The organism is Rhizobium oryziradicis, from assembly GCF_001939045.1.
GTDB classification, from domain to species: Bacteria; Pseudomonadota; Alphaproteobacteria; order Rhizobiales; family Rhizobiaceae; genus Allorhizobium; species Allorhizobium oryziradicis.
On sequence record NZ_MKIM01000024.1, the window covers coordinates 456,229 to 475,409 of the forward strand.

Consider the following 19,181-nt stretch of genomic DNA (forward strand, 5'->3'; position numbering starts at 1 on the left):
ACGCTCTAAATGTCTTTGTTTTCGTTTGTCTTTTCGGGAAAACCGGATTCCACTTTTCCCTGACAAACTCTAAAGCCAAAAAAGAAGCGGCGGGATGATCCATCCCGCCGCTTCTTTCGTTGGTCCTATAGCTTGGCCATATATTTTGGCAGTTCCGACACACTTGGCACCACGATCAATGTCTTGATATCGCCGCGCTTGTAAGCGCTGAGGAACTTCGGATACTGTTCAAACACCACACAACCACTGGAATCACCGCGAACACGCAGCATGAAGGTGTGGGTCAAAAATCCGTCGCGGCCATACATGTTATTGCCGCCCACTGGCGTCATCCGCAGGGCTTGCACCCCGTGAAAGAGGCTTTCACGCATGGTCAACCGATAGATATTCGGCGGCGTCACGCCACGATTTTTGATGTGCGCCGAGCGGGGATTGTCGCGGTTTTCACCACGGCCAGAGTGGGCGCGCAGCTTTTCACCATTGGGCATATACACAGTCGCTGACGAAATATCATAAACCGCAACTCCGCTGCCACGACCGGGCAGCGACGCACGCCGACCAAAAATCGATGGGCTATCATCGCCATCCATCGTATCTTCCGAGCGGGCATAGGCCAACAGCGTCTTGGGTGCCGTGCGTTCCGGGGCTGGCTTCAGCGGAATGGTTTTGGTCGCAGGCGTATCCCCCGCCACACTGCGCTCATCCGCCAGAACTTTCACAAACGGATCTTCGCGCGGGCGCATGATCGGTGACGGACCGGAGCTTGGCAACATTGCCACCTGAACGGAAGGACGCGGCACCTCTGCCGTCATCAGCGGGGCTGGTGTTTGCAATTGCGCAGGCAGCGCCTGAGCCAATTTCAGCGGAGCTGCATTTTTCAAAATCGCGTCTGCCAACTGCTTGGGCGGCATTTCCGGCGTTGCAGATTTGGCGGCGGCCAATGCAATCTGCGCTCCGGTGTCGCTGTTCCAGCGCTCAGCCAAAGCCCGTTCGGCAATGGACACCGCCAAAGCCTGCTCCAAAATGGCGCGACCCGTCGAATCGAGTGGCCGTGATTGTGGCATTGTCAGCGCCATATCTTGACGCTTGCTGGCTTGATCATGCCATTTCGGAACAACACGATTTTGCAGAGCCAGGCGGTCATGCTCGGGCAAAGCAGGGGGCTTGGGCAGCATCAGACTTGCGCGGAAATCCGACGCCATGTCACGTTCATAATTGCCAATCTTGGCAACCGACGACGCACCAATGCCGTGCAGAGCGCCAAATGTGATGGCCACGCAAAGGCTGGCCGCCAAGCCGCCGCCAACCAGAGCAGCACCTGACATGAGCCGGGGGATCATATTGGAAACGCCACGCCGGGCACGATAAGAACCCGGAAAAAAATCCATCGCCAACGCCATACTCGCAACTCATTACACTCACAGCCCGACAGAGGACCGGCGGCTCACATGCCACACCCTTACTCAATACGAACACACAACCGTCGGCCTCAGCGGCAAACGCGATACATGCACTTGAGATAAAGGATGAAGAAACTTGGTAACTAAAGTGTTTACAAACCCGTTCATTCTGTCTTGGCCGCCAGCGATAGGCGTGAAAACGAGCTGAATTTTGACGATTTGTGTTGAAAAAACAAAAGGGCGGCCAAAGCCACCCTTTTACGATCACATTTTATATCGCGAAATATTTACCAGGATCGAACATCCATAACCCGGTCTTTATGGGCTGGATGGGTACTGAAAATGAAAATCCTATCCAGCTCCTTTTGCGTCAAAAGCCGCAAAAACCGAACCTCGGCGGTGTTGTTTGCGAAGGTTTTCATCAACAGACTACCAACCTTGGTAATCCGCGCATCGGGAATATCCAGATAAAACTGCTGCGGCAGATTGAACTGGGTGAGCAGCGAAATCACCGCGCCGCTGAGTGAAATACGCACAACGTCACATCGGCGCGACGCCACATGTGTCATGCCTTTTTCTGTAAATTCGATCCGCCCGGAATTCGTCGTATCTTCCATGCGGAACCGGTTTTCCCGATCGTACATGAACGATTCTTCGCGCCGAAGATAGTTTGCCCCACCGCCCACTACAGCCATTGTACACACCCCAACCAAGTCTAAAAACATGACCTTACGCTAGAAGAGTGAGCTTAACAGAAAATGAGCGCAGAACCCACCATTATTCGGGGGGAGGTTTTGTTTATTTGTTTGGTTAAAACTCCAATAACATCAACAGTTCATCGTTTGTAACTTTGGCCAGCGGCATCAAACAGGTGGAGCTTGTCGGGTTTTGCGGCAAACCGCAATCTGTCGCCTTTGGTGATGGTCGCAATTCCCGGCAGCTTGACAACAACCGGCTGACCTTCCACCGGACCATCCACGTAGAGCATTGTTACTTCACCCAAGGCCTCGACCAGAGATACCGTGCCCTCGAACAAGGAAGGGCCGTCTGTGGCGATAAACAGATCCTCAGGCCGTACACCAAAGCTGCCCGCCTTACCCGCTTCTGCGGCGTCTGTGGCAATGGGAATGGAGACAATCGATTTGTCGCGAAGGGCGATGCGTGTGTTGGCACCACCTTCCAAAATGGTCACCGGCAGAATGTTCATGGCAGGCGAGCCAATAAACTGCGCAACAAACAGATTGGCCGGCCGCTCGTACAGTTCCAGCGGCGCACCAACCTGTTCAATCCGTCCCGCCGATAGCACCACAATGCGATCAGCCAGCGTCATGGCCTCGACCTGATCATGCGTGACATAGATCATTGTGGTATCGGCCATCTGCTCGCTGAGCTTGGCGATTTCAATGCGGGTGGCAACGCGCAGTGCCGCATCCAGATTGGACAAAGGCTCATCGAACAAAAACACCTTTGGGTCGCGGCAAATGGCGCGGCCAATGGCCACGCGCTGGCGCTGGCCGCCAGAAAGTGCCTTGGGCAGGCGATCGAGATAGGTCTCTAACTGGAGGATGCTGGCGGCGGACCGCACACGCCTGTCAATCTCCGTCTTGCTTTCTCCCGCTATCCGCATGCCAAAGGCCATGTTGTCATAGACGCTCATATGGGGATAGAGCGCATAGGATTGGAAGACCATGGCAATGCCGCGCTTGGACGGCGGCACCTGATTGACGAGTTGGCCGTCAATCATCATCTCGCCGCTGGTAATATCTTCCAGGCCTGCAATCATTCTCAGCAAGGTGGATTTGCCGCAGCCCGACGGGCCAACGAACACCACGAACTCACCTTTCGTGATCTCAAGGTTGATGCCATGCAGCACCTTGACCTCGCCATAGGCCTTGCGGATATCTTTCAGAACCAGACTTGCCATGATCCTCCCCCTTCTTCTGTTGTTTATTCTTGGCTCAGTATCGCAAAATAGGCACCCCAGCCCGGCAGGCTGACTTTGCCATCAACCACCTCGCTTGCGAACCCATGCCCCTCCAACGTCTGCCAGTTGGCCGCAGGCAGCGGCAATTCAGCAGCATCGGGGGAGAGATTAAAGGCGCACAACACTGTCTGTTGATCCAATGAGCGGGTGTATACCAGACCGGTTTCCGTCACCGTCTCAAAAGCAATCTCACCCTTGATCAGAGCTGGCAGTTCTTTTCTGAAATGCAGGAAGCGGCGATAATGCTCAAACACGCTATCACTCTTGTGTTCCTGGGTGGAAACCGCGTTCAGCGTATGCTCCAGTGGAATCGGCAGCCACGGCTTGTCACCAGAGCTAAAGCCAGCGTGATGGGCAAGCGAATCCCACACCATCGGCGTGCGGCATCCATCACGGCCCTTGAACTCCGGCCAGAACTGAATACCGTAAGGATCCTGCAGATCTTCATAGGCAATATCGGCTTCGGTCAGGCCCAGCTCTTCCCCTTGATAGATGCAGACTGACCCGCGCTGGGTGAGAAGAATGGAGGCCATCTGCTTGGCAAAGCCAATCCGATCGGTAACATCAGCGCCCCAGCGGGTAACATGACGCACCACATCATGATTGGAAAACGCCCAGCACGCCCAACCTTCAGGAGCCGCCTGCTGAAACGCCTTTTGGGTATTGGCCACCAGCGCCGGTGTTAAAGGATCGGGTGCGAGAAACTCAAAGGCATAGCACATCTGCATCTTGTCATTGCCAGAGGTGTATTGACCAACGATCTCCAGACCATATTGGCCATCACCCACTTCGCCCACCGCAGCAATGGCTGGAAACTCTTCCAACACGGCCCGGAAACGCTTGAGAAACTCGAGGTTTTCCGGCTGGTTCTTATCAAAGAGGTGATCCTGGAAATTATAGGGATTCACGGCAGGTGCCGTTGCCGCATTGCGCCGCTCTGGTGCCAACGGCGGGTTTTCGCGAAACAGCCGGTCGTGGAAATAGAAGTTGATGGTATCCAGACGGAAACCATCAACACCCCGCTTGAGCCAGAAGCGCACAGCCTCCAGCACGGCATCCTGCACCTGCGGATTGTGCATATTCAAATCCGGCTGCGAGGTGAGGAAGTTGTGCATGTAATATTGCATGCGTGTGGCATCCCACTGCCAACCGGAGCCGCCGAAAATCGACAGCCAGTTGGTGGGCGGCGTGCCATCGGGCTTGGGATCGTGCCAGACATACCAATCCGATTTGGCGTTGAAACGGCTGGAACGGCTCTCGATAAACCACGGATGCTGATCGGAGGTGTGAGAAATCACCAGATCGATCATCACCTTGATGCCCAGGCGGTGGGCCTCGGCAATCAGCGCATCAAAATCATAGAGCGAGCCGAACATCGGATCGACATCGGTGTAATTGGACACATCATAGCCGAAATCCTTCATCGGCGATGTGAAGAAAGGCGAAATCCAGATGGCATCGGCACCCAGCGTTGCCACATGCGACAGACGCGCCGTGATGCCCTTCAGATCGCCAATCCCGTCGCCGTTCGAATCCTGAAACGAGCGCGGGTAAATCTGATAAATCACAGCTCCACGCCACCAATCTTTTTCAGCGGCAGAAACCGGGGAGAAATGTGCATTCATAAACAATCATCCTGTTAGAAGAGACGCATTGCGCGCAAACGCGCTTCGTGGCTTTGCACCCCAAAATGCGACAAAACAAAAGATCAACATCAACCACCCTTGACGGAACCGGCCAGCAGGCCGCGCACGAGGTAGCGTTGCAAGACAAAAAACACCAAAACCGGCACGATGATGGTGATGAAGGCAGATGCCGTGAGAATTTCCCAATTTCCGCCGCGCGAGCCCAAAAGATTGACAAGGCGGCCGGTCAAAACCAGCTCATCATTGCCGGTGCCTAGGAAAACCATGGCAACCAGCAAATCGTTCCATGTCCACAAAAACTGGAAGATCGAAAAGGATGCCAGCGCCGGATAGGACAGCGGCAAAACGATCTTGATAAAAATCTTGAAATCGCTGGCACCATCCACCCGCGCCGATTCCATGATTTCGCGCGGAAGGCCTGCAATGTAATTGCGCAGCAGATAGATGGCGAGCGGCAGGCCAAAGCCCATATGCGCCAGCCATATGCCGAGATAAGTCTTGGATGGCACGCCGAAAAATAACCCGATGTCATTGTACATTCTGAGAAGCGGGATCAGCGACATTTGCAAGGGCACCACCAGCAAGCCGACAATCACCGCCAGCAGCAGCGAGCGTCCCGGAAAAGGCATCCACGCCAGCGCATAGGCCGCAAAAGCCGCCACCAGAATGGGAATAATCGTCGCCGGAATGGACACCGTCAGGGAGTTGAGAAACGATCTGCCAATGCCTTCTGCCGATAAAACCGTGCGGTAATTATCCAGCGTGAATTTTGGTGGTGTGGTGGCGGTGAAGAAAATCCGCTGGCCGCGACCGCCTTCAAACTTTGTTTCAGACGTCAGGCGAAAATCGCCATTTTCCTCAACTGTCAGCTTCTCGCCATCCTTCAAATCAGCGGTTGCGCCCGCTTTGTATTCCTCAGGCTTGAGGCTGCTCGTGCCAAAGCCCGTAACCTTGCCACCGCCGCCTTCAAGAATATTTCCGGTAATGACAAAAAGATTACCATCTTGCTTTTGAGCGTCTGCCCCAGGTGCACGATACATGGAATTCTGGCTGGAGCTGGACAGCGCCGTCCACCAGCCAGAGGCAACGATCTGGTTTTTGTCGCGCAGCGACGTGACGAGAATGCCAAGAGTTGGCAGGGTCCAGAGGATCACCAACAGCAGGACGGAGAGGTGAACGGCAATGTTCAGCGGCGAAAGGGCTTTGGTTCTCATCTCAGTGCCCCTTCATTTCGCGGCGCGCATTGCGGATGTTCCACACCATGATTGGCACCACCATCAGCATGATCACCACGGCAATCACAGCACCTCGACCAAAATCACCACCGCCCCTGAACATCCAGTCAAACATCAGATTGGCCAGCACCTGGCTCTGCCATTGGCCATTGGTCATGGCCAAAACAATGTCGAACACCTTCAACACCAGAATGGTAATGGTGGTCCACACCACGGCAATCGTACCCCAAATCTGTGGCACTTTGATCTTGATGAAAATCTGCCACGGATTGGCACCGTCAATCACCGCCGCTTCCACCGTTTCTTCGGAAATACCGCGCAAGGCTGCTGACAAAAGCACCATGGCGAAGCCAGTCTGAATCCAGATCAGAATGACCATCAGGAAAAAATTGTTCCAAAACGGCATGGAAATCCACACATGCGGATTGCCACCGAAATAGACCACAATGGCGTTGAGCAAGCCAATCTGGGCGGTGCCCGCATCGCGATAATCATAGACGAATTTCCAGATCACCGACGCCCCGACAAAGGAAATCGCCATGGGCATGAAGATCAGCGATTTGGCAATATTGCCCCACCAGATACGATCGGTCAGGGCTGCAATGATCAAGCCGAACAGGGTGGAAAATGTCGGCACCACGATCAACCAAAGAATGTTATTGAAGATCGATTCGCGAAATTCGCGATCCGACAAAAGCCAGCGGTAATTATCAAGCCCGACAAACTCCACGCCATCGCGGCCATGGAAGGAATAGATAATCGAGGCAAACAGCGGATAGACGAGATAGACGCTCAGCGAGATCAGCGCTGGCCCCAGAAAAAGCCAGGGCCGCACCATGCCGGCGATGCGCATATTGCGCGAGGCCACGGCCAGATCCGGTGCATTGGCCGGAAAAATCCGATCGAGGATCAAGTTGGAGCCAAAGAAATAGACCAGCGCGCCCCCGACGCCGATCACGATTGTCACCAATGCGCTGAGCAATTGCTCCACAGCCCTCTCCTCCCCGTTCGATCTTTTGCAGCCTGTTTGTTATCGTTGTGCAACAAGGAGAACCGCTGCATTTCAGCCGCAGCGGTTCCTTGCCGTGGTTTAGTTTTTCAGGCCATCCCAGGCTTTTTGAATGCTCTTGGCAACGTCATCAGCAGACTTGCCACCGGCATAATCCACCATGCCGGTCCAAAACGCACCGGCACCGATCTTGCCCGGCATCAGGTCTGATGCATCGAAGCGGAAGGTGGTTGCGTTGAGCAGGATTTGCCCCTGCTTTTTCATCGGCGCATTGGCATAGTCATCCTGATTGGCACCCTTGAATGGTGTCAGGAAGCTCGATTGTGCCATCCACACTTCATGGGCAATCGGGGTTTTCAGGAAGTCCAGAAATGCCTTTGCGGCCGGATTTTCCTTGGTGATCATCACCAATGTTCCAGCGCCTTCGACCGGATTGCCCAGTTCAGGCTTGCTGGCATAATTGGGGGTCGGGAAGAAATCGACATCGCGGCCAACAACCGTGCCTTCCGGGAAGAAGGATGGCACGAAGGATGCCTGATGGTGCAGGTAGCACTTGGGTGGCGAGGTAAACAGGCCCTTGGGGCTATCGCGGAAATCGGTCGAGGCAACGCCTGCCGTGCCGCCATCGACAAACTTTGGATTGCGCGAGAACCAGCCATATTCCTCAATGGCTTTCACCACCTTTGGATCATCAAACTTGATCTCGTTTTTCACCCATTTATCATAGTCAGAGGCTGGGTAGAGCCGCAGCATCATATCCTCAACCCAGTCGGTGGCAGGCCAGCCGGTGGCACCGCCAGAGCCCAGACCGATGCACCATGGCACGCCGCCATCGGCAGCAATCTTCTCGGTCAGCGCTTTCAACTCTTCCATGGTCTTGGGCACTTTATAGCCCGCATCCTCAAAGTTTTCCGGCACGTACCAGATCAGTGATTTCACATCGATCTTATAGGGGAAAGCATAGACGGCCTCTTTGCCATCCTTGCCTTTGTACGTGGAGAGATCAACCCAGGACTGGCCAGCGGCATAATTGTCCAGCAGCCATTTTTTGGTATCATCGCCAAGTGGCACCAATGCACCCTTGGAGGCAAGGTCGGCAATCAGGCCAGGCTGCGGCAGGATGGCCACATTGGGCGGGCTACCGGCCTGCGTATCAATAACAATCTGCTGCTCGTAATTTTCAGAGGATGAATATTTCACATTGGCCCCGGTGGCCTCGCGGAAATAATTCAGAACCGATTCAAACAAAGCCTGATCTTCACCGCGCCATGGGCCGAAAATCGTCAGCGTCTGACCTTTCAAGGGATGCGCTTTGGAAAATGCTTCATAGCTCTCCCAGTTGAATTTCTTGTCTTCGCCGGGTTTGAACTTCAAATCGACGGCACCGGCACTGCCTGCCAAAAGGCACGCGGCTGCAACCCCTAAAAATAAACGGGTCTTCATGGAAAGCCTCCCTTGCTCCAATCCTACACTTCACTGCCCAGCCTGCAACAATCCTACCCTGTCACATTCAAAAGCCTTCAAAGCGCTTTGGGTGCCGATTGTTTCCATAGTTTGCCATTGAGTCAAGCGCTTTTCCTGCATCAGCTAAAATCATGATCCACAGGCCAGAACGATGAGCAAAACAGCTCAAGCTTGGACATTTGTTCTTTTTAGTTGCACCTGCCGACAGGGATAGTAGTCTATAAAAGCGCTTTGGGACGCGCATGGGAGAGAGTGCACAGGTGAATCTGAAACAATTGTCGGAGCTGCTCGGTTTGTCGCAGACCACGATCAGCCGTGCATTGAACGGCTATCCAGAGGTCAATGCGGAAACGCGAGAACGGGTGATGAAAGCCGCAAGCGAAACCGGCTATCGGCCCAGCCGCGCTGCCTTGCGACTGGCCACCGGCAAGGCGGGCTCGTTGGGTCTGGTCATGCCGGTTTCAGAAGACAGGTTTTCAGACATTCACTTTGCCGAGTTTCAAAACGGCCTCGCGCAGGAATGTCTGGCCCATGATTTTCACTTTGTCATCATTCCGGCCCACCCTTCCAAAGAGGAGCAGGCCATACGCGGCCTTGTGCATAGCGGGGCAGTCGATGCCTATTATCTCGCCTACCTCCGGCAGAACGATCCGCGCATTGCCATGGCAAAATCGCTTTCGGTTCCCTTTATTGTTCACGGACGCTCACTTGGCCTGACGGAAGACTACCCCTATCTGGATGTCGATAATGAAGCAGCCTTTGCAAGCGCGACAGAAATGCTCCTGAATTTGGGACATCGACGCTTCGCCCTGCTCAATGGGCCGCAGGAACTGGACTTTGCCGTGCGGCGTCAGATGGGTGTTGAGCGCGCGCTTAAAGGGGCTGGTTTGCACCTCCCAAAATCAGCAACCAGCAACACGGTGATGACAGACGAACATGGCTATCGGGTGATGACCGATCTGTTGCGCCAGCCGCAAGCACCAACGGCGATTTTATGTGCCAGTACCGTGCTGGCCTTGGGGGCGGTACGCGCCATTAACGATGCAGGCCTAGTGGTGGGCGAGGATATTTCCGTCATCGCCCATGATGATGATCTGCCTTTGCTCAAGCCCGAGCATTTTCGCGTGCCGCTGACCACCACCCGTTCATCCTTGCGCGATGCGGGCCGCCGCATTGCCGAGCGGTTGATTGCCGATTTAGCAACGTCTCCATCCGGCCCGCCGCTTCAGGAAATCTGGCAGGCAGAGCTTGTGGTCAGGGCCTCCACCGGCCCTGCCCCAAACAAAAGATAGCTTAAAACTTTGGCGCAACCTTGCCCGCGCATCGATAAGCCGTGATCACGGTATTGGCCATCAGCATGGCAATGGTCATCGGGCCAACGCCGCCGGGCACGGGCGTGATCGCCCCTGCCTTGGGCTCGCATTCTGCAAAGGCAACATCGCCCACCAGCTTGTTCTTGCCCTCGCCCTTTTCGGGAGCCGGTACACGGTTGATGCCAACATCAATCACGGTGGCACCGTCCTTGACCCAATCGGCCTTGACCATCTCAGGCCTGCCAACGGCGGCCACCAGAATATCGGCCTGACGGGCAAGGGCTGGCAAATCCCGACTGCGGGAATGGGCCATTGTCACGGTCGCGTTGGCATTCAGCAACAGCTGGGCCATGGGCTTGCCAAACAGGTTGGAGCGACCAATCACCAGCGCATTCAGGCCAGAGAGATCGTCGCCATGGATGCGGCGCACCAGCAGCATCGAGCCCGCAGGGGTGCAGGAGATCAGTCCGGTTTCGAGATCGCCCGTTGCCAGTTTGCCAGCATTGACGATGTGCAGGCCATCAACATCTTTTTGCGGCAGGATGGATTGGATAATGGCATCGGAATCAAAATGCTTGGGCAAAGGCAATTGCACCAGAATGCCATGGATGCTGGCATCATTGTTCAGCGTGGCCACCAGCGACAGCAGGTCTTGCTGCGTGGTGTCTTCCGGCAGCGTATGCTGAATGGAATTGAAGCCGCATTCCTTGGCCATTTTGCCTTTGGACGTGACGTAAGCGTGGCTGGCAGGATCTTCACCCACAATCACCACCGCAAGACCAATCTTGTCTCCGGTCTCTTTTTTGAAAGCATCAGAGCTGGCCTTGATGGCCTCAATGACCGAAGCCGCCACCTGTTTTCCGTCAATCACCGTTGCCACGTCTGCATTCCTCTTGCTGAAAGCCTCATCGGTTCGCTGTTGCTATCACCGTCCAAGGCCCATCAAAAGAAAAAACATCAATACGGCAAAAATTCTCACCCAACCGCGGCATCAGCGCGCAGGCTTGCGCCACTTGAAGCGCAAAACATGCGACAGAAACACCGGAATACCGATGATATAGCGCCGCCAAAGGCGTGTAGGCTCAAGCGCCAGCCGATAAAGCCACTCGCACCGCAGCTTGCGCATCCACACCGGCGCACGCGGCACAGTGCCCGATACAAAATCAAACAAGGCACCAACACCAAACACCAGACGCGCATGGCTTTGGTTGATGTGCTCCTCAATCCATTTTTCCTGCAAAGGCGTCCCCATCGCAACCAACAGGATATCAATATCAGCCTCTTTCAGGCGCTCCAGAATAACCGGCAATTCATCGGCATCAAAATAACCATCCGCCACCGGAATAAACTGATGCCAGGGCGTGTGCTTGCGAAAATTGGCGATTGCGCCGGCCAGAACACCAGGCTTTGCTCCCAGCAAGCCAATCCGACGTGGGGTTTCCATATAGGTCAGCAGCGCCGGAATAAAATCGGTTCCGTTGAGATTGGCGGCAAAAGCGTCGCCATCCAACAGCTTGGCGGCCATATCCATGCCAATACCATCGGGCAAAACCAGATGGTGTGCAAGCACCTCAAAATAGGCGTCATCCTGCAACAGGATATTGACGTTATTGGCGTTGAGAAACGACACCTTGGCATGCGCATCATGCGTTGCGGCATATTGCGCCATCAAACTGAGCGCCGACGCCCACGACAAATCGAAGACGTCCACGCCAAACATGTTCTTCTTGCGAGCAAGCTTTTCTGCGGCGGCAATCAGATTCATCGGACTGAACTCATCATCGGAGGGGGATGGCCCAAGACGCAGCAGATTGAGGGACAGGTCCCGTCGCACCCGATGAATAAGGCGCGCAGTGTTAACCTGTTCATCACCATCCAATACGGCAACTGAGTTTTGGTGAATTCTGTTCATATACCTTGGAGAACCAGATTGAAACTGGTTTCAGATTACCATCCAAGGATAAAACCCGGTTTAACTCGCGCACTACAATTGCGCATTCCCGCTTAAGGGAAATTTAATCATCCGGGGACGTTGATCAGAGCATTACACTCACACGCAGAAAACGGCGCTTCACAGCGCCGTTTATCAAATCAATCTAAGCTTAATGACCGGTCTTTTCGCCCGTTGGAGCAGCAGGGGTTTGGCCTTCGACAATCTTCACCGCTGGCTTCAGCTTTGGCTTGCCACCGCCATCCTGCGTTTCTTCCTTGCCCAGATAATCCAGCTGCTCAACCAGCACCTCGGCAATAACGCCATCGCCCAAATGCTTGTTGAGATCCGCCTTGATGGTGTTGCGAAAGCCTTCCACATCCAGCTTGGTTGCCTTGGTCAGATCCACGATCTTGCTGTCAACCAACAGCCTGTACAATTCATCGGTCATCAAAGGTGGCAAAGGCAGCTTAATGGCTTCCGTCTTTTCCTTTTGAACCATGAATGAAAAACGACCCAGAAAATAGCCTTTGACACTCCCGTCGGCAAAGACGGGAATCGTCACGGCTTCGCCTCGGACCAGTTCCAGTTCCGGCTTTTTGCTCCCGTCATCGGCAGGAGCAGGAGCAGTGGCCATTTGAACCGAAAAATAGACGGCAACCAGTGTGGCGATGCAGGCCCAGACACCCGCGAGGACAATCTTGATCATCAATTTTCCCTGAAGAGAAACTGTTCCTGACTGTATGTGCCATCGCCATCAGCCTCTTCCACGGCGTTGCGCAAAATATCGGCAACGGCGCGCACAGCATGCAGATGGGCCTCGACACGGCGGGCATTCAGCGCCAGCTTCTTCTTGAGGTCATGCATCTGCTCAACATAATTGACTGCAATTTCCTTCGGATCCGTATCCCGAAACAGCATGGTCAGTTCATACAGGCAACGACTCTTGTGGGCATTTGACACTTTAAGGTCAAATTCCGGATCTTTACCGATCCGCACATTCTCGTTGTCGACAATCATTTCCAGTCGTCCGAGAACTGTTTTGATCCGGTAATCGTTGGACACATGTTCCATGTAAGTTTCGATCCTTGAATCCTTGGGAGAGGCGCGCCGCAAAACACGCATCGCCAAGATGTTTTTATGTCAGGAGCTGTAAGAATGCTCAATGGCTTTGAAAGGGCTTGGAATTCAGCAGGGACCTATGCAGAGTGTCGCCTGGTCATGCCGGTCTGCAGGCTCAGGCCGTTGTTGATCCGGTGTTGGATATAAACACCTGACCGACCTTATTTTCGTTGGCTTTGTCAAAACCAAGCGTTTTGCGCTCGATTTCGTCCAGTCGCAGCTGCGAAAGATGCTTGTCGGCGGCATCTGTCGTCACGTTCTGGGCGCCCTTGTTTCGGATTCTTGACAATTCCTCAGCATACATCTGCTTTGCAATGCCCACCCCGCCGCGCTGGGCAATGGTGTTGCCGATTTGCTCAGCCATCATGCTTTTCCAGATCTCGCCGGCATTGCCCTTGCCAAACACAGCCTCGCTGTCTTTGGGCAGCATGCTGGAAATAAAGGTTTGCAAAACGACACCTTCATACTGACGGTATGGCTTGGGAATGTCTTCGGTCTTGATGGCATTGGTCGCACGATTGCCAAGGCCCGCGTCTGCGGCGGCAGTGTTCATGGTGTTCATCGCCACCTCAAAGCCAGCATTTTTTTCATTCAGACGCGAGGCCTGAAGGCTTGCTTTCGCAGTTTGAAGCTTTTGCTGCGCCTCGGCCATAGCGGAAGGATCCGCTGCCCGCACAACATCCATCACAAGGTCGCTTGAAGGAGAAATTGCCACCGTTATTCGTCCCCTGAAAATCAGATTTTGCCAAAACGCGCTACAGCGCCGTGCGCCATATATGGCGCACAAAGGACGCTGTAACACTTTTAGTCTGCTGCATAATTTTCTCCTTAAATCGATTCCGATTTAAGGAATTATGCAGTAAGCATCCATCCGCCTCTACAAGGTTGATTGACGCTTTTCATACAGCCCCGGATCCCACATCATGAATCAGAATGGCTATAGGTTACTGCATTGGGATGACTATCTCTCGTGAACCTTGCTGGAGGCTGGCGTAGCGAACGTCAGATCAATTAAGTCCTGAAGCGTATTGTCTTCTGCTTCGCGATCTTCATTGTCTCTGGCCTCAAGCATCTTGTCCTCCAGCCGTTCCGCTTTGGTACGCTGGCGCAAAACCACATTTTCCTGCACGCGCTGCACGTCTGCCATACGACGATCATCGCTCGACAAGCGTGAGAACCGTTCGGCATAAGATTGCGCAAAGAGCCGGTGAACCGGGTCCATCGATCCAAGCGCTTCAATCACCCTGTTCAGCCCGGCTGAGATCTCCTGACGCTGGCGCGCGGTGTCGGCCAAATCAAGCTCGGCAATTTTTTCCAAATGCCGTTGCACGGCCACCAGACGTTTCAGTTTTTGAGATTTTTTGGCCGGTCCCATCGCACACCCTCATCAATTGCCAAGCATCATGGGCATGAACGCCAAAGCAAACTGGTGCATCATGGCACCAATCGACCAATAGACCAGCAGCAAACCGCCAGCGATCAGATAGGGTGCCGAAATATAGTAGATAGGAATTTGCGCCGCCAGTTTGTTGACCAGGCCCACGCCAACGTTGAACATCAGACCATATATAATGAAAGGGCTGGTCAGCCGCAGCATCAGAAAATAGGTCTTGGAGATGGTGTCGGTGAGCGTGATCAGCATTGTTTGCGTATTGGGCACCCCACCCATAGGCATGACATTGTAGCTATCGATCAACACGCGGAAAACAACGTGGTGAAAATCCAGGATAAACAACATCATCAGCCCGCAAAAGCTGATCATGTTGGTCATCTGGTTTTCGCTCGAATCTTCCAAAACATCGGGTGCAGGAGATCCATTGAAGCCAATCATCATGGTCAAAATAGAACCGGCAAATTGCAGGCCAAGCGAGAAAAAACGCGCAATTAGCCCAAACATCGCGCCAATCAGCGCTTCAGTGCCAATCAGGGCGATATAGATCACGCCGCCGCCCTGCACCTTGGGATAGACCGTATCCCACAACAAAGGCAGACAGGCCATAGACACCCCGGCCGCGATTAAAAGGCGCACCGGCGTGGGAACGCGCGATGAGGAAAATCCCGGCAGCGTGATAAAACAAGAACCAATGCGACAAAAGACCAGGAACAGTGCAAGCACTGTTCCCTGTGGGTCTGTGATCATGAAATGGATCCCAGGATCTTGATTTCGATGCCCTTGGCCAGCTCGACGTGAGACAGCACAGGCAAGGTTGCGAAAAGCCGTTCTATAATCATGCGCACATAAGACCGTGTTTCTGGCGAGGTGACAAGCACGAAAGGCAGGCCACGGTCCATGAACTCGCGGATGACTTTGCTGGCCTGTTCGCTAAACTCCTCCAGCGAGCGCGGGTCAATATCAAATTCGACAACTTCACCCTTATTGTCACGCTTGAGCGCCTGGTGAAACACCAAATCCCACTTGCTGCCCAGCCGCAGAACCCGCAACACGCCATTGTCGGTCAAGTCACCGCAAAGCTGCTGCGCCATGCGCACGCGCACATGCTCGACAATCTGCTCGGTTTTGCGCACATGCGGCGCAAGCTCGGCCACCGCTTCCAAAATCAGGTGAAGATTGCGAATAGAAACGCGCTCTGCCAGCAACAGTTTGAGAACAGCCTGAAGGCCGGAATAGGACATATGTGATGAGCAGATTTCATCGGCCAGTTTCTTATATTCAGGATCAAGTCGATCAATCAGGATTTTGACGTCCTTATAGGACAAAAGCTGCGGCAGATTGTTGCGAATGACTTCGCTGAGATGGGTCAGCACCACCGATACATTGTCAATCGGATGGAAGCCTTCACGCTTCAGATCTTCTGTGAAGGTTTCCATGATCGATACGGCAGGCATGCCAAACGCCGGTTCGCGGATTTCATCGCCCGGAATGCGTGGCTTGCGGCCGTTGCCGGTCACCACCAACACTTCGCCAAGGCGCAGGATATTGGAGGCGATCGTCGTGCCATGAATACGGATATGATAGGATTTATCGGGAATGCCGATGTCGTCGGAGACCTTGATCTCCGGCACCACAAAGCCGTATTGGCTGGCGAATTTCTTGCGCATCTTGCCGACGCGAAACGCCAGTTCCTGATGTGACCCCAGCAGACGGGTGGATACCAGCTTGCCCAGCGCCAGTTCGATTTCAGAGGTCTTGAGCACGCTCTTGACCGAATCCTTATCGGCTTCCTTGATCTGGGTAACCTTTTGTTCTTCCATCTGCCGCTTGGCAAGATTGGCGGCTTCCACCTGACGCGGAATATACCAGCTACCAAAAGCCATGATGCCGCCCAGGGTGGCAAAAGGCAACAAGGGAAGACCCGGAATAACGGCCAGCAAAAACATCAGGCCCGAAGCAACCGTCAACGCACGGGGGTAGCCGCTGAGCTGGTCGATAACCGCTTCGTCGGCAGAGCCCGCATTGCCACCGCGCGTCACCAGCAAGCCTGCGGCGAGCGAGACAATCAGAGCTGGAATTTGCGAAACAAGACCATCGCCAACCGAGAGACGAACAAAGACGTCTGCGGCTTCGCCAATCGGCATACCATGGCGGAAATAGCCGATAATGATACCACCAAAGATGTTGATGGCCGTGACCAGCAAGCCCGCAATCGCATCACCACGGACGAATTTCGACGCACCGTCCATTGCACCGAAGAAAGAGCTTTCCTGCTCCAGTTCTTTACGGCGACGCTGTGCCTCGACTTCATCAATATTGCCCGCCGACAGATCGGCATCAATGGCCATCTGCTTGCCGGGAATGGCATCAAGGGTAAAGCGCGCGCCAACTTCGGCGATACGCGTGGCACCCTTGGTGATAACGATGAAGTTGACCGTGACCAGAATGGCAAAAACAATCAAACCGATCACAAAATCGCCGGACATAACCAGACTGGCGAAACCGGCAATGACATTGCCCGCCGCCCCGTGGCCTTCGTGACCATGCGATAGAATCACGCGCGTTGTCGCAATATTGAGCGACAGGCGGATCATGGTTGAAATCAGCAAAATGGTTGGGAAGGACGAGAAATCAAGCGGACGCTGGATCCACAAGGATACCATCAGGATCAGAACCGAGAATGCAATCGAAAAAGCAAGTCCCATGTCGATCAAGAAGGGAGGGATCGGCAAAAAGAGAATGCAGAGGATGGTAACAATACCCAACGCAAAGCCGATATCACGGCCATTCGATGGTATTTTTAGAGGAATTCCAGTCGTGGGTGCTTGCGCCATATCCTGTTCCGTCTCTTCATGAGAAGGAGGCGGATCAACATTATCCGCCCATATTACGGATAGAGCTATAGAAGAAAGCTTGCGCGAAGATGGTCATGCACGACAAAAGAGGGCACGACAAAAGACGGCCAACATCAAAAGCCGGTTTGCACCCGTGAAAAGACCAGATTGGCAAACAGGGAGATCTGCGCTCCGACAAAAGGAGCCGTAATGCCGATGGTGATCAGGATGGCCAGAATTTTTGGCACAAATGTCAGAGTCATTTCCTGCACCTGGGTCAAGGCCTGAATAAGCGCGACTGTAATACCGACAATCATGGCCGCAAGAACGGCAGGCCCCGAGGCGATCAAGATTGTCCAGACCGCAGTGCGCATAATATCCAGCGCATCAGCTTCATTCATTGACGTCTCTCCAGCGGCATCATCCCGCAAAGGTCATGATCATCATCGAGCGCACAGCACGCGACGATTCTTATGACCGATTTCGAGAACCGATATCATCTTCCGGTCCTCTCCACCAGTGCGCCTGAACCCAAATTGGCTTCAGGCCTTTTTGTTGACGGTGCATGAGAGCCCGCGAAGGGCAAATGCATCCATCAGGGCCCCTGATCAGGAGCCTTTGGAGATTTTCACGCCCGTTTGCAGGTCGATAGAACCGCCTGTCGCCGTCGTCAGCGTGATCGCGCCATCGCTCACCTTCGCATCCGAAACAACGCCCGTTGTCGCGCTGTCGGAGCTGGTGACCGTCTTGCCAATCATATCGCCAGCCTTGGTCAAAGCATCAGCTTGCAGCATGCTGCGCAACAAGGTGTTGGTTTTGATCGACTGCTCCACTTGCGAAAAGGTTGCAAGCTGTTGAATTTGCGATGTTGCGTCCATTGGCTTTGTCGGATCCTGATTTTGCATTTGCGCAACCAGGAGCTTCAGGAAGCTATTGTAGTTCATCGTGGCGCTGGCCGCGTCGGAGTTTGCCGACGCGTTGGCCCAAGGGTTGGTGAAGCTCGCCGCAGAAGAGGTCGCGCTGCTGATGGCGTCTGTGCTTGCTACCGCCATGGTGCAATTTCCCGACGAATCTGCTCGATGGTTCCAGGCGTCATTTCCTGATTGTTCAAAATCCGGTCTTCGATCACATAAAGACCACGGATCGCCTTCAGAGCATCAAACGCACGGCCAGATGCCACCATGGCATCAATGCGCTTCAGCTCAGCCAGAACTTCGTCGTCGTGGAAGCAGGCCAGCAACATCACGATAGACTTGCGGAACATGGTGAGCGTTTGCTCTTTGCCTTCCGGGTTGATCAGAATCATCTGGGCAATGAAGTACAGCTGGCGCAGAGGCGTATTGGCGTCTTCCGGCTGGAGCACGTGGTTTTCCAAAAGGAACGTCACATCGTTCAGAAACTCAAGGGCAACCTTGCGGTCAACGCGCAACACTGCACCGTTGATAAAGATTCGTTCCCCGGATTTCAGCGAGATTCGCAAGGTGCTCTTCATTTAAGTCCATCCCTAATGATGGTTGCCACATCGATAATGCCTTGGTAATTTTCGGACTCCCGCTGTCTGATGCGGTCGCATTCCTTCAATATCCAAAGGGCGATTGAGATAAGATTGGCACGCAATTCCATGCCAAGCTGATTGTCGGGCTGTTTCAGATCCTCAATAAAGCGGATCCAGACGCGCCGCGTGTAGTATATGGCCTCAATGCTCTCCCGCCCGTAACGCCCGGCATCACGCGCTTGGGATAGCAGCTCCATTGATCGTTCAAGAACCTGTCGCTCGCGCTCTTTCGCGTCAGCAACGCCGTCCTCCATGATCTCATTGTAGGAAAACTGGTACATCTAGGTTTCCTTTAC

The 19,181-nt window shown here is 53.9% G+C and carries 20 protein-coding genes; 1 reads left to right on the forward strand and 19 read right to left on the reverse strand.

Features of this window, described 5'->3' with window-relative positions; all coding sequences use genetic code 11:
• Nucleotides 1-125 precede the first annotated feature (125 nt).
• From BJF95_RS07575 to BJF95_RS07605, 7 genes are all read right to left on the reverse strand, one after another.
• Nucleotides 126-1,388 (reverse strand): DUF2778 domain-containing protein, encoded by a 1,263-nt coding sequence (locus BJF95_RS07575; protein WP_175577221.1) that lies wholly within the window; start codon nt 1,386-1,388, stop codon nt 126-128.
• A gap of 299 nt (nt 1,389-1,687) precedes the next feature.
• A complete protein-coding gene (locus tag BJF95_RS07580; protein WP_075638792.1) occupies nt 1,688-2,044 on the reverse strand; it encodes a hypothetical protein in 357 nt (118 codons plus the stop codon).
• 191 nt (nt 2,045-2,235) lie between these two features.
• The gene (locus tag BJF95_RS07585; protein WP_075638793.1) at nt 2,236-3,324 is read right to left on the reverse strand and encodes an ABC transporter ATP-binding protein; all 1,089 of its coding nucleotides are present in this window, start codon (nt 3,322-3,324) and stop codon (nt 2,236-2,238) included.
• A gap of 23 nt (nt 3,325-3,347) precedes the next feature.
• Complete coding sequence (gene bglA / locus BJF95_RS07590; protein WP_075638794.1) at nt 3,348-5,009, reverse strand: beta-galactosidase BglA; 1,662 nt, start codon at nt 5,007-5,009, stop codon at nt 3,348-3,350.
• Nucleotides 5,010-5,098: 89 nt separating this feature from the next.
• Nucleotides 5,099-6,244, reverse strand: coding sequence for a carbohydrate ABC transporter permease (locus tag BJF95_RS07595; protein ID WP_075638795.1), 1,146 nt, complete (start codon nt 6,242-6,244; stop codon nt 5,099-5,101).
• Nucleotide 6,245: 1 nt separating this feature from the next.
• Nucleotides 6,246-7,256, reverse strand: coding sequence for a carbohydrate ABC transporter permease (locus BJF95_RS07600; protein WP_075638796.1), 1,011 nt, complete (start codon nt 7,254-7,256; stop codon nt 6,246-6,248).
• 99 nt (nt 7,257-7,355) lie between these two features.
• Nucleotides 7,356-8,717 carry an ABC transporter substrate-binding protein gene (locus BJF95_RS07605; protein ID WP_075638797.1) on the reverse strand — a complete coding sequence of 454 codons (1,362 nt, stop codon included), beginning with the start codon at nt 8,715-8,717 and terminating at the stop codon, nt 7,356-7,358.
• 281 nt (nt 8,718-8,998) lie between these two features.
• On the opposite strand from BJF95_RS07605, the gene BJF95_RS07610 reads away from it, so the two are divergent.
• Nucleotides 8,999-10,030 (forward strand): LacI family DNA-binding transcriptional regulator, encoded by a 1,032-nt coding sequence (locus BJF95_RS07610; protein WP_075638798.1) that lies wholly within the window; start codon nt 8,999-9,001, stop codon nt 10,028-10,030.
• A 1-nt stretch (nt 10,031) separates the two neighbouring features.
• Here BJF95_RS07610 and folD read toward each other — a convergent pair whose 3' ends face one another.
• The 12 genes from folD to flaF all read right to left on the reverse strand — a co-directional run bounded on the left by folD (nt 10,032) and on the right by flaF (nt 19,166).
• Nucleotides 10,032-10,931, reverse strand: a complete 900-nt coding sequence (folD, locus tag BJF95_RS07615) for a bifunctional methylenetetrahydrofolate dehydrogenase/methenyltetrahydrofolate cyclohydrolase FolD (RefSeq protein WP_075638799.1) — start codon at nt 10,929-10,931, stop codon at nt 10,032-10,034.
• Nucleotides 10,932-11,042: 111 nt separating this feature from the next.
• The gene (locus tag BJF95_RS07620; RefSeq protein ID WP_075638942.1) at nt 11,043-11,816 is read right to left on the reverse strand and encodes a WecB/TagA/CpsF family glycosyltransferase; all 774 of its coding nucleotides are present in this window, start codon (nt 11,814-11,816) and stop codon (nt 11,043-11,045) included.
• A 337-nt stretch (nt 11,817-12,153) separates the two neighbouring features.
• Nucleotides 12,154-12,690: a hypothetical protein gene (locus BJF95_RS07625; RefSeq protein WP_075638800.1), complete on the reverse strand. Its 537-nt coding sequence runs from the start codon at nt 12,688-12,690 to the stop codon at nt 12,154-12,156.
• Nucleotides 12,690-13,055 (reverse strand): hypothetical protein, encoded by a 366-nt coding sequence (locus BJF95_RS07630; RefSeq protein WP_075638943.1) that lies wholly within the window; start codon nt 13,053-13,055, stop codon nt 12,690-12,692. Before BJF95_RS07630 ends, BJF95_RS07625 begins: the two co-directional genes overlap by 1 nt.
• 163 nt (nt 13,056-13,218) lie before the next feature.
• Nucleotides 13,219-13,818 carry a rod-binding protein gene (locus BJF95_RS07635; RefSeq protein WP_075638801.1) on the reverse strand — a complete coding sequence of 200 codons (600 nt, stop codon included), beginning with the start codon at nt 13,816-13,818 and terminating at the stop codon, nt 13,219-13,221.
• Between the two features lie 246 nt (nt 13,819-14,064).
• Nucleotides 14,065-14,478 carry a hypothetical protein gene (locus BJF95_RS07640; protein ID WP_075638802.1) on the reverse strand — a complete coding sequence of 138 codons (414 nt, stop codon included), beginning with the start codon at nt 14,476-14,478 and terminating at the stop codon, nt 14,065-14,067.
• Between the two features lie 12 nt (nt 14,479-14,490).
• On the reverse strand, nt 14,491-15,243 hold the full coding sequence (locus BJF95_RS07645; protein WP_075638803.1) for a flagellar biosynthetic protein FliR: 753 nt from the start codon (nt 15,241-15,243) through the stop codon (nt 14,491-14,493).
• Nucleotides 15,240-17,330, reverse strand: coding sequence for a flagellar biosynthesis protein FlhA (gene flhA / locus BJF95_RS07650; protein WP_075638804.1), 2,091 nt, complete (start codon nt 17,328-17,330; stop codon nt 15,240-15,242). The genes BJF95_RS07645 and flhA overlap by 4 nt, the downstream gene beginning before the upstream one ends.
• A gap of 134 nt (nt 17,331-17,464) precedes the next feature.
• Entirely contained in the window at nt 17,465-17,731 is a 267-nt protein-coding gene (fliQ, locus tag BJF95_RS07655; RefSeq protein ID WP_075638805.1) for a flagellar biosynthesis protein FliQ, read from the reverse strand.
• Between the two features lie 207 nt (nt 17,732-17,938).
• On the reverse strand, nt 17,939-18,382 hold the full coding sequence (gene flgD / locus BJF95_RS07660) for a flagellar hook assembly protein FlgD (RefSeq protein ID WP_075638806.1): 444 nt from the start codon (nt 18,380-18,382) through the stop codon (nt 17,939-17,941).
• Nucleotides 18,373-18,822 (reverse strand): flagellar biosynthesis repressor FlbT, encoded by a 450-nt coding sequence (gene flbT / locus BJF95_RS07665; protein WP_075638807.1) that lies wholly within the window; start codon nt 18,820-18,822, stop codon nt 18,373-18,375. The genes flgD and flbT overlap by 10 nt, the downstream gene beginning before the upstream one ends.
• The gene (gene flaF / locus BJF95_RS07670) at nt 18,819-19,166 is read right to left on the reverse strand and encodes a flagellar biosynthesis regulator FlaF (protein ID WP_075638808.1); all 348 of its coding nucleotides are present in this window, start codon (nt 19,164-19,166) and stop codon (nt 18,819-18,821) included. Before flaF ends, flbT begins: the two co-directional genes overlap by 4 nt.
• Nucleotides 19,167-19,181 lie beyond the last annotated feature (15 nt).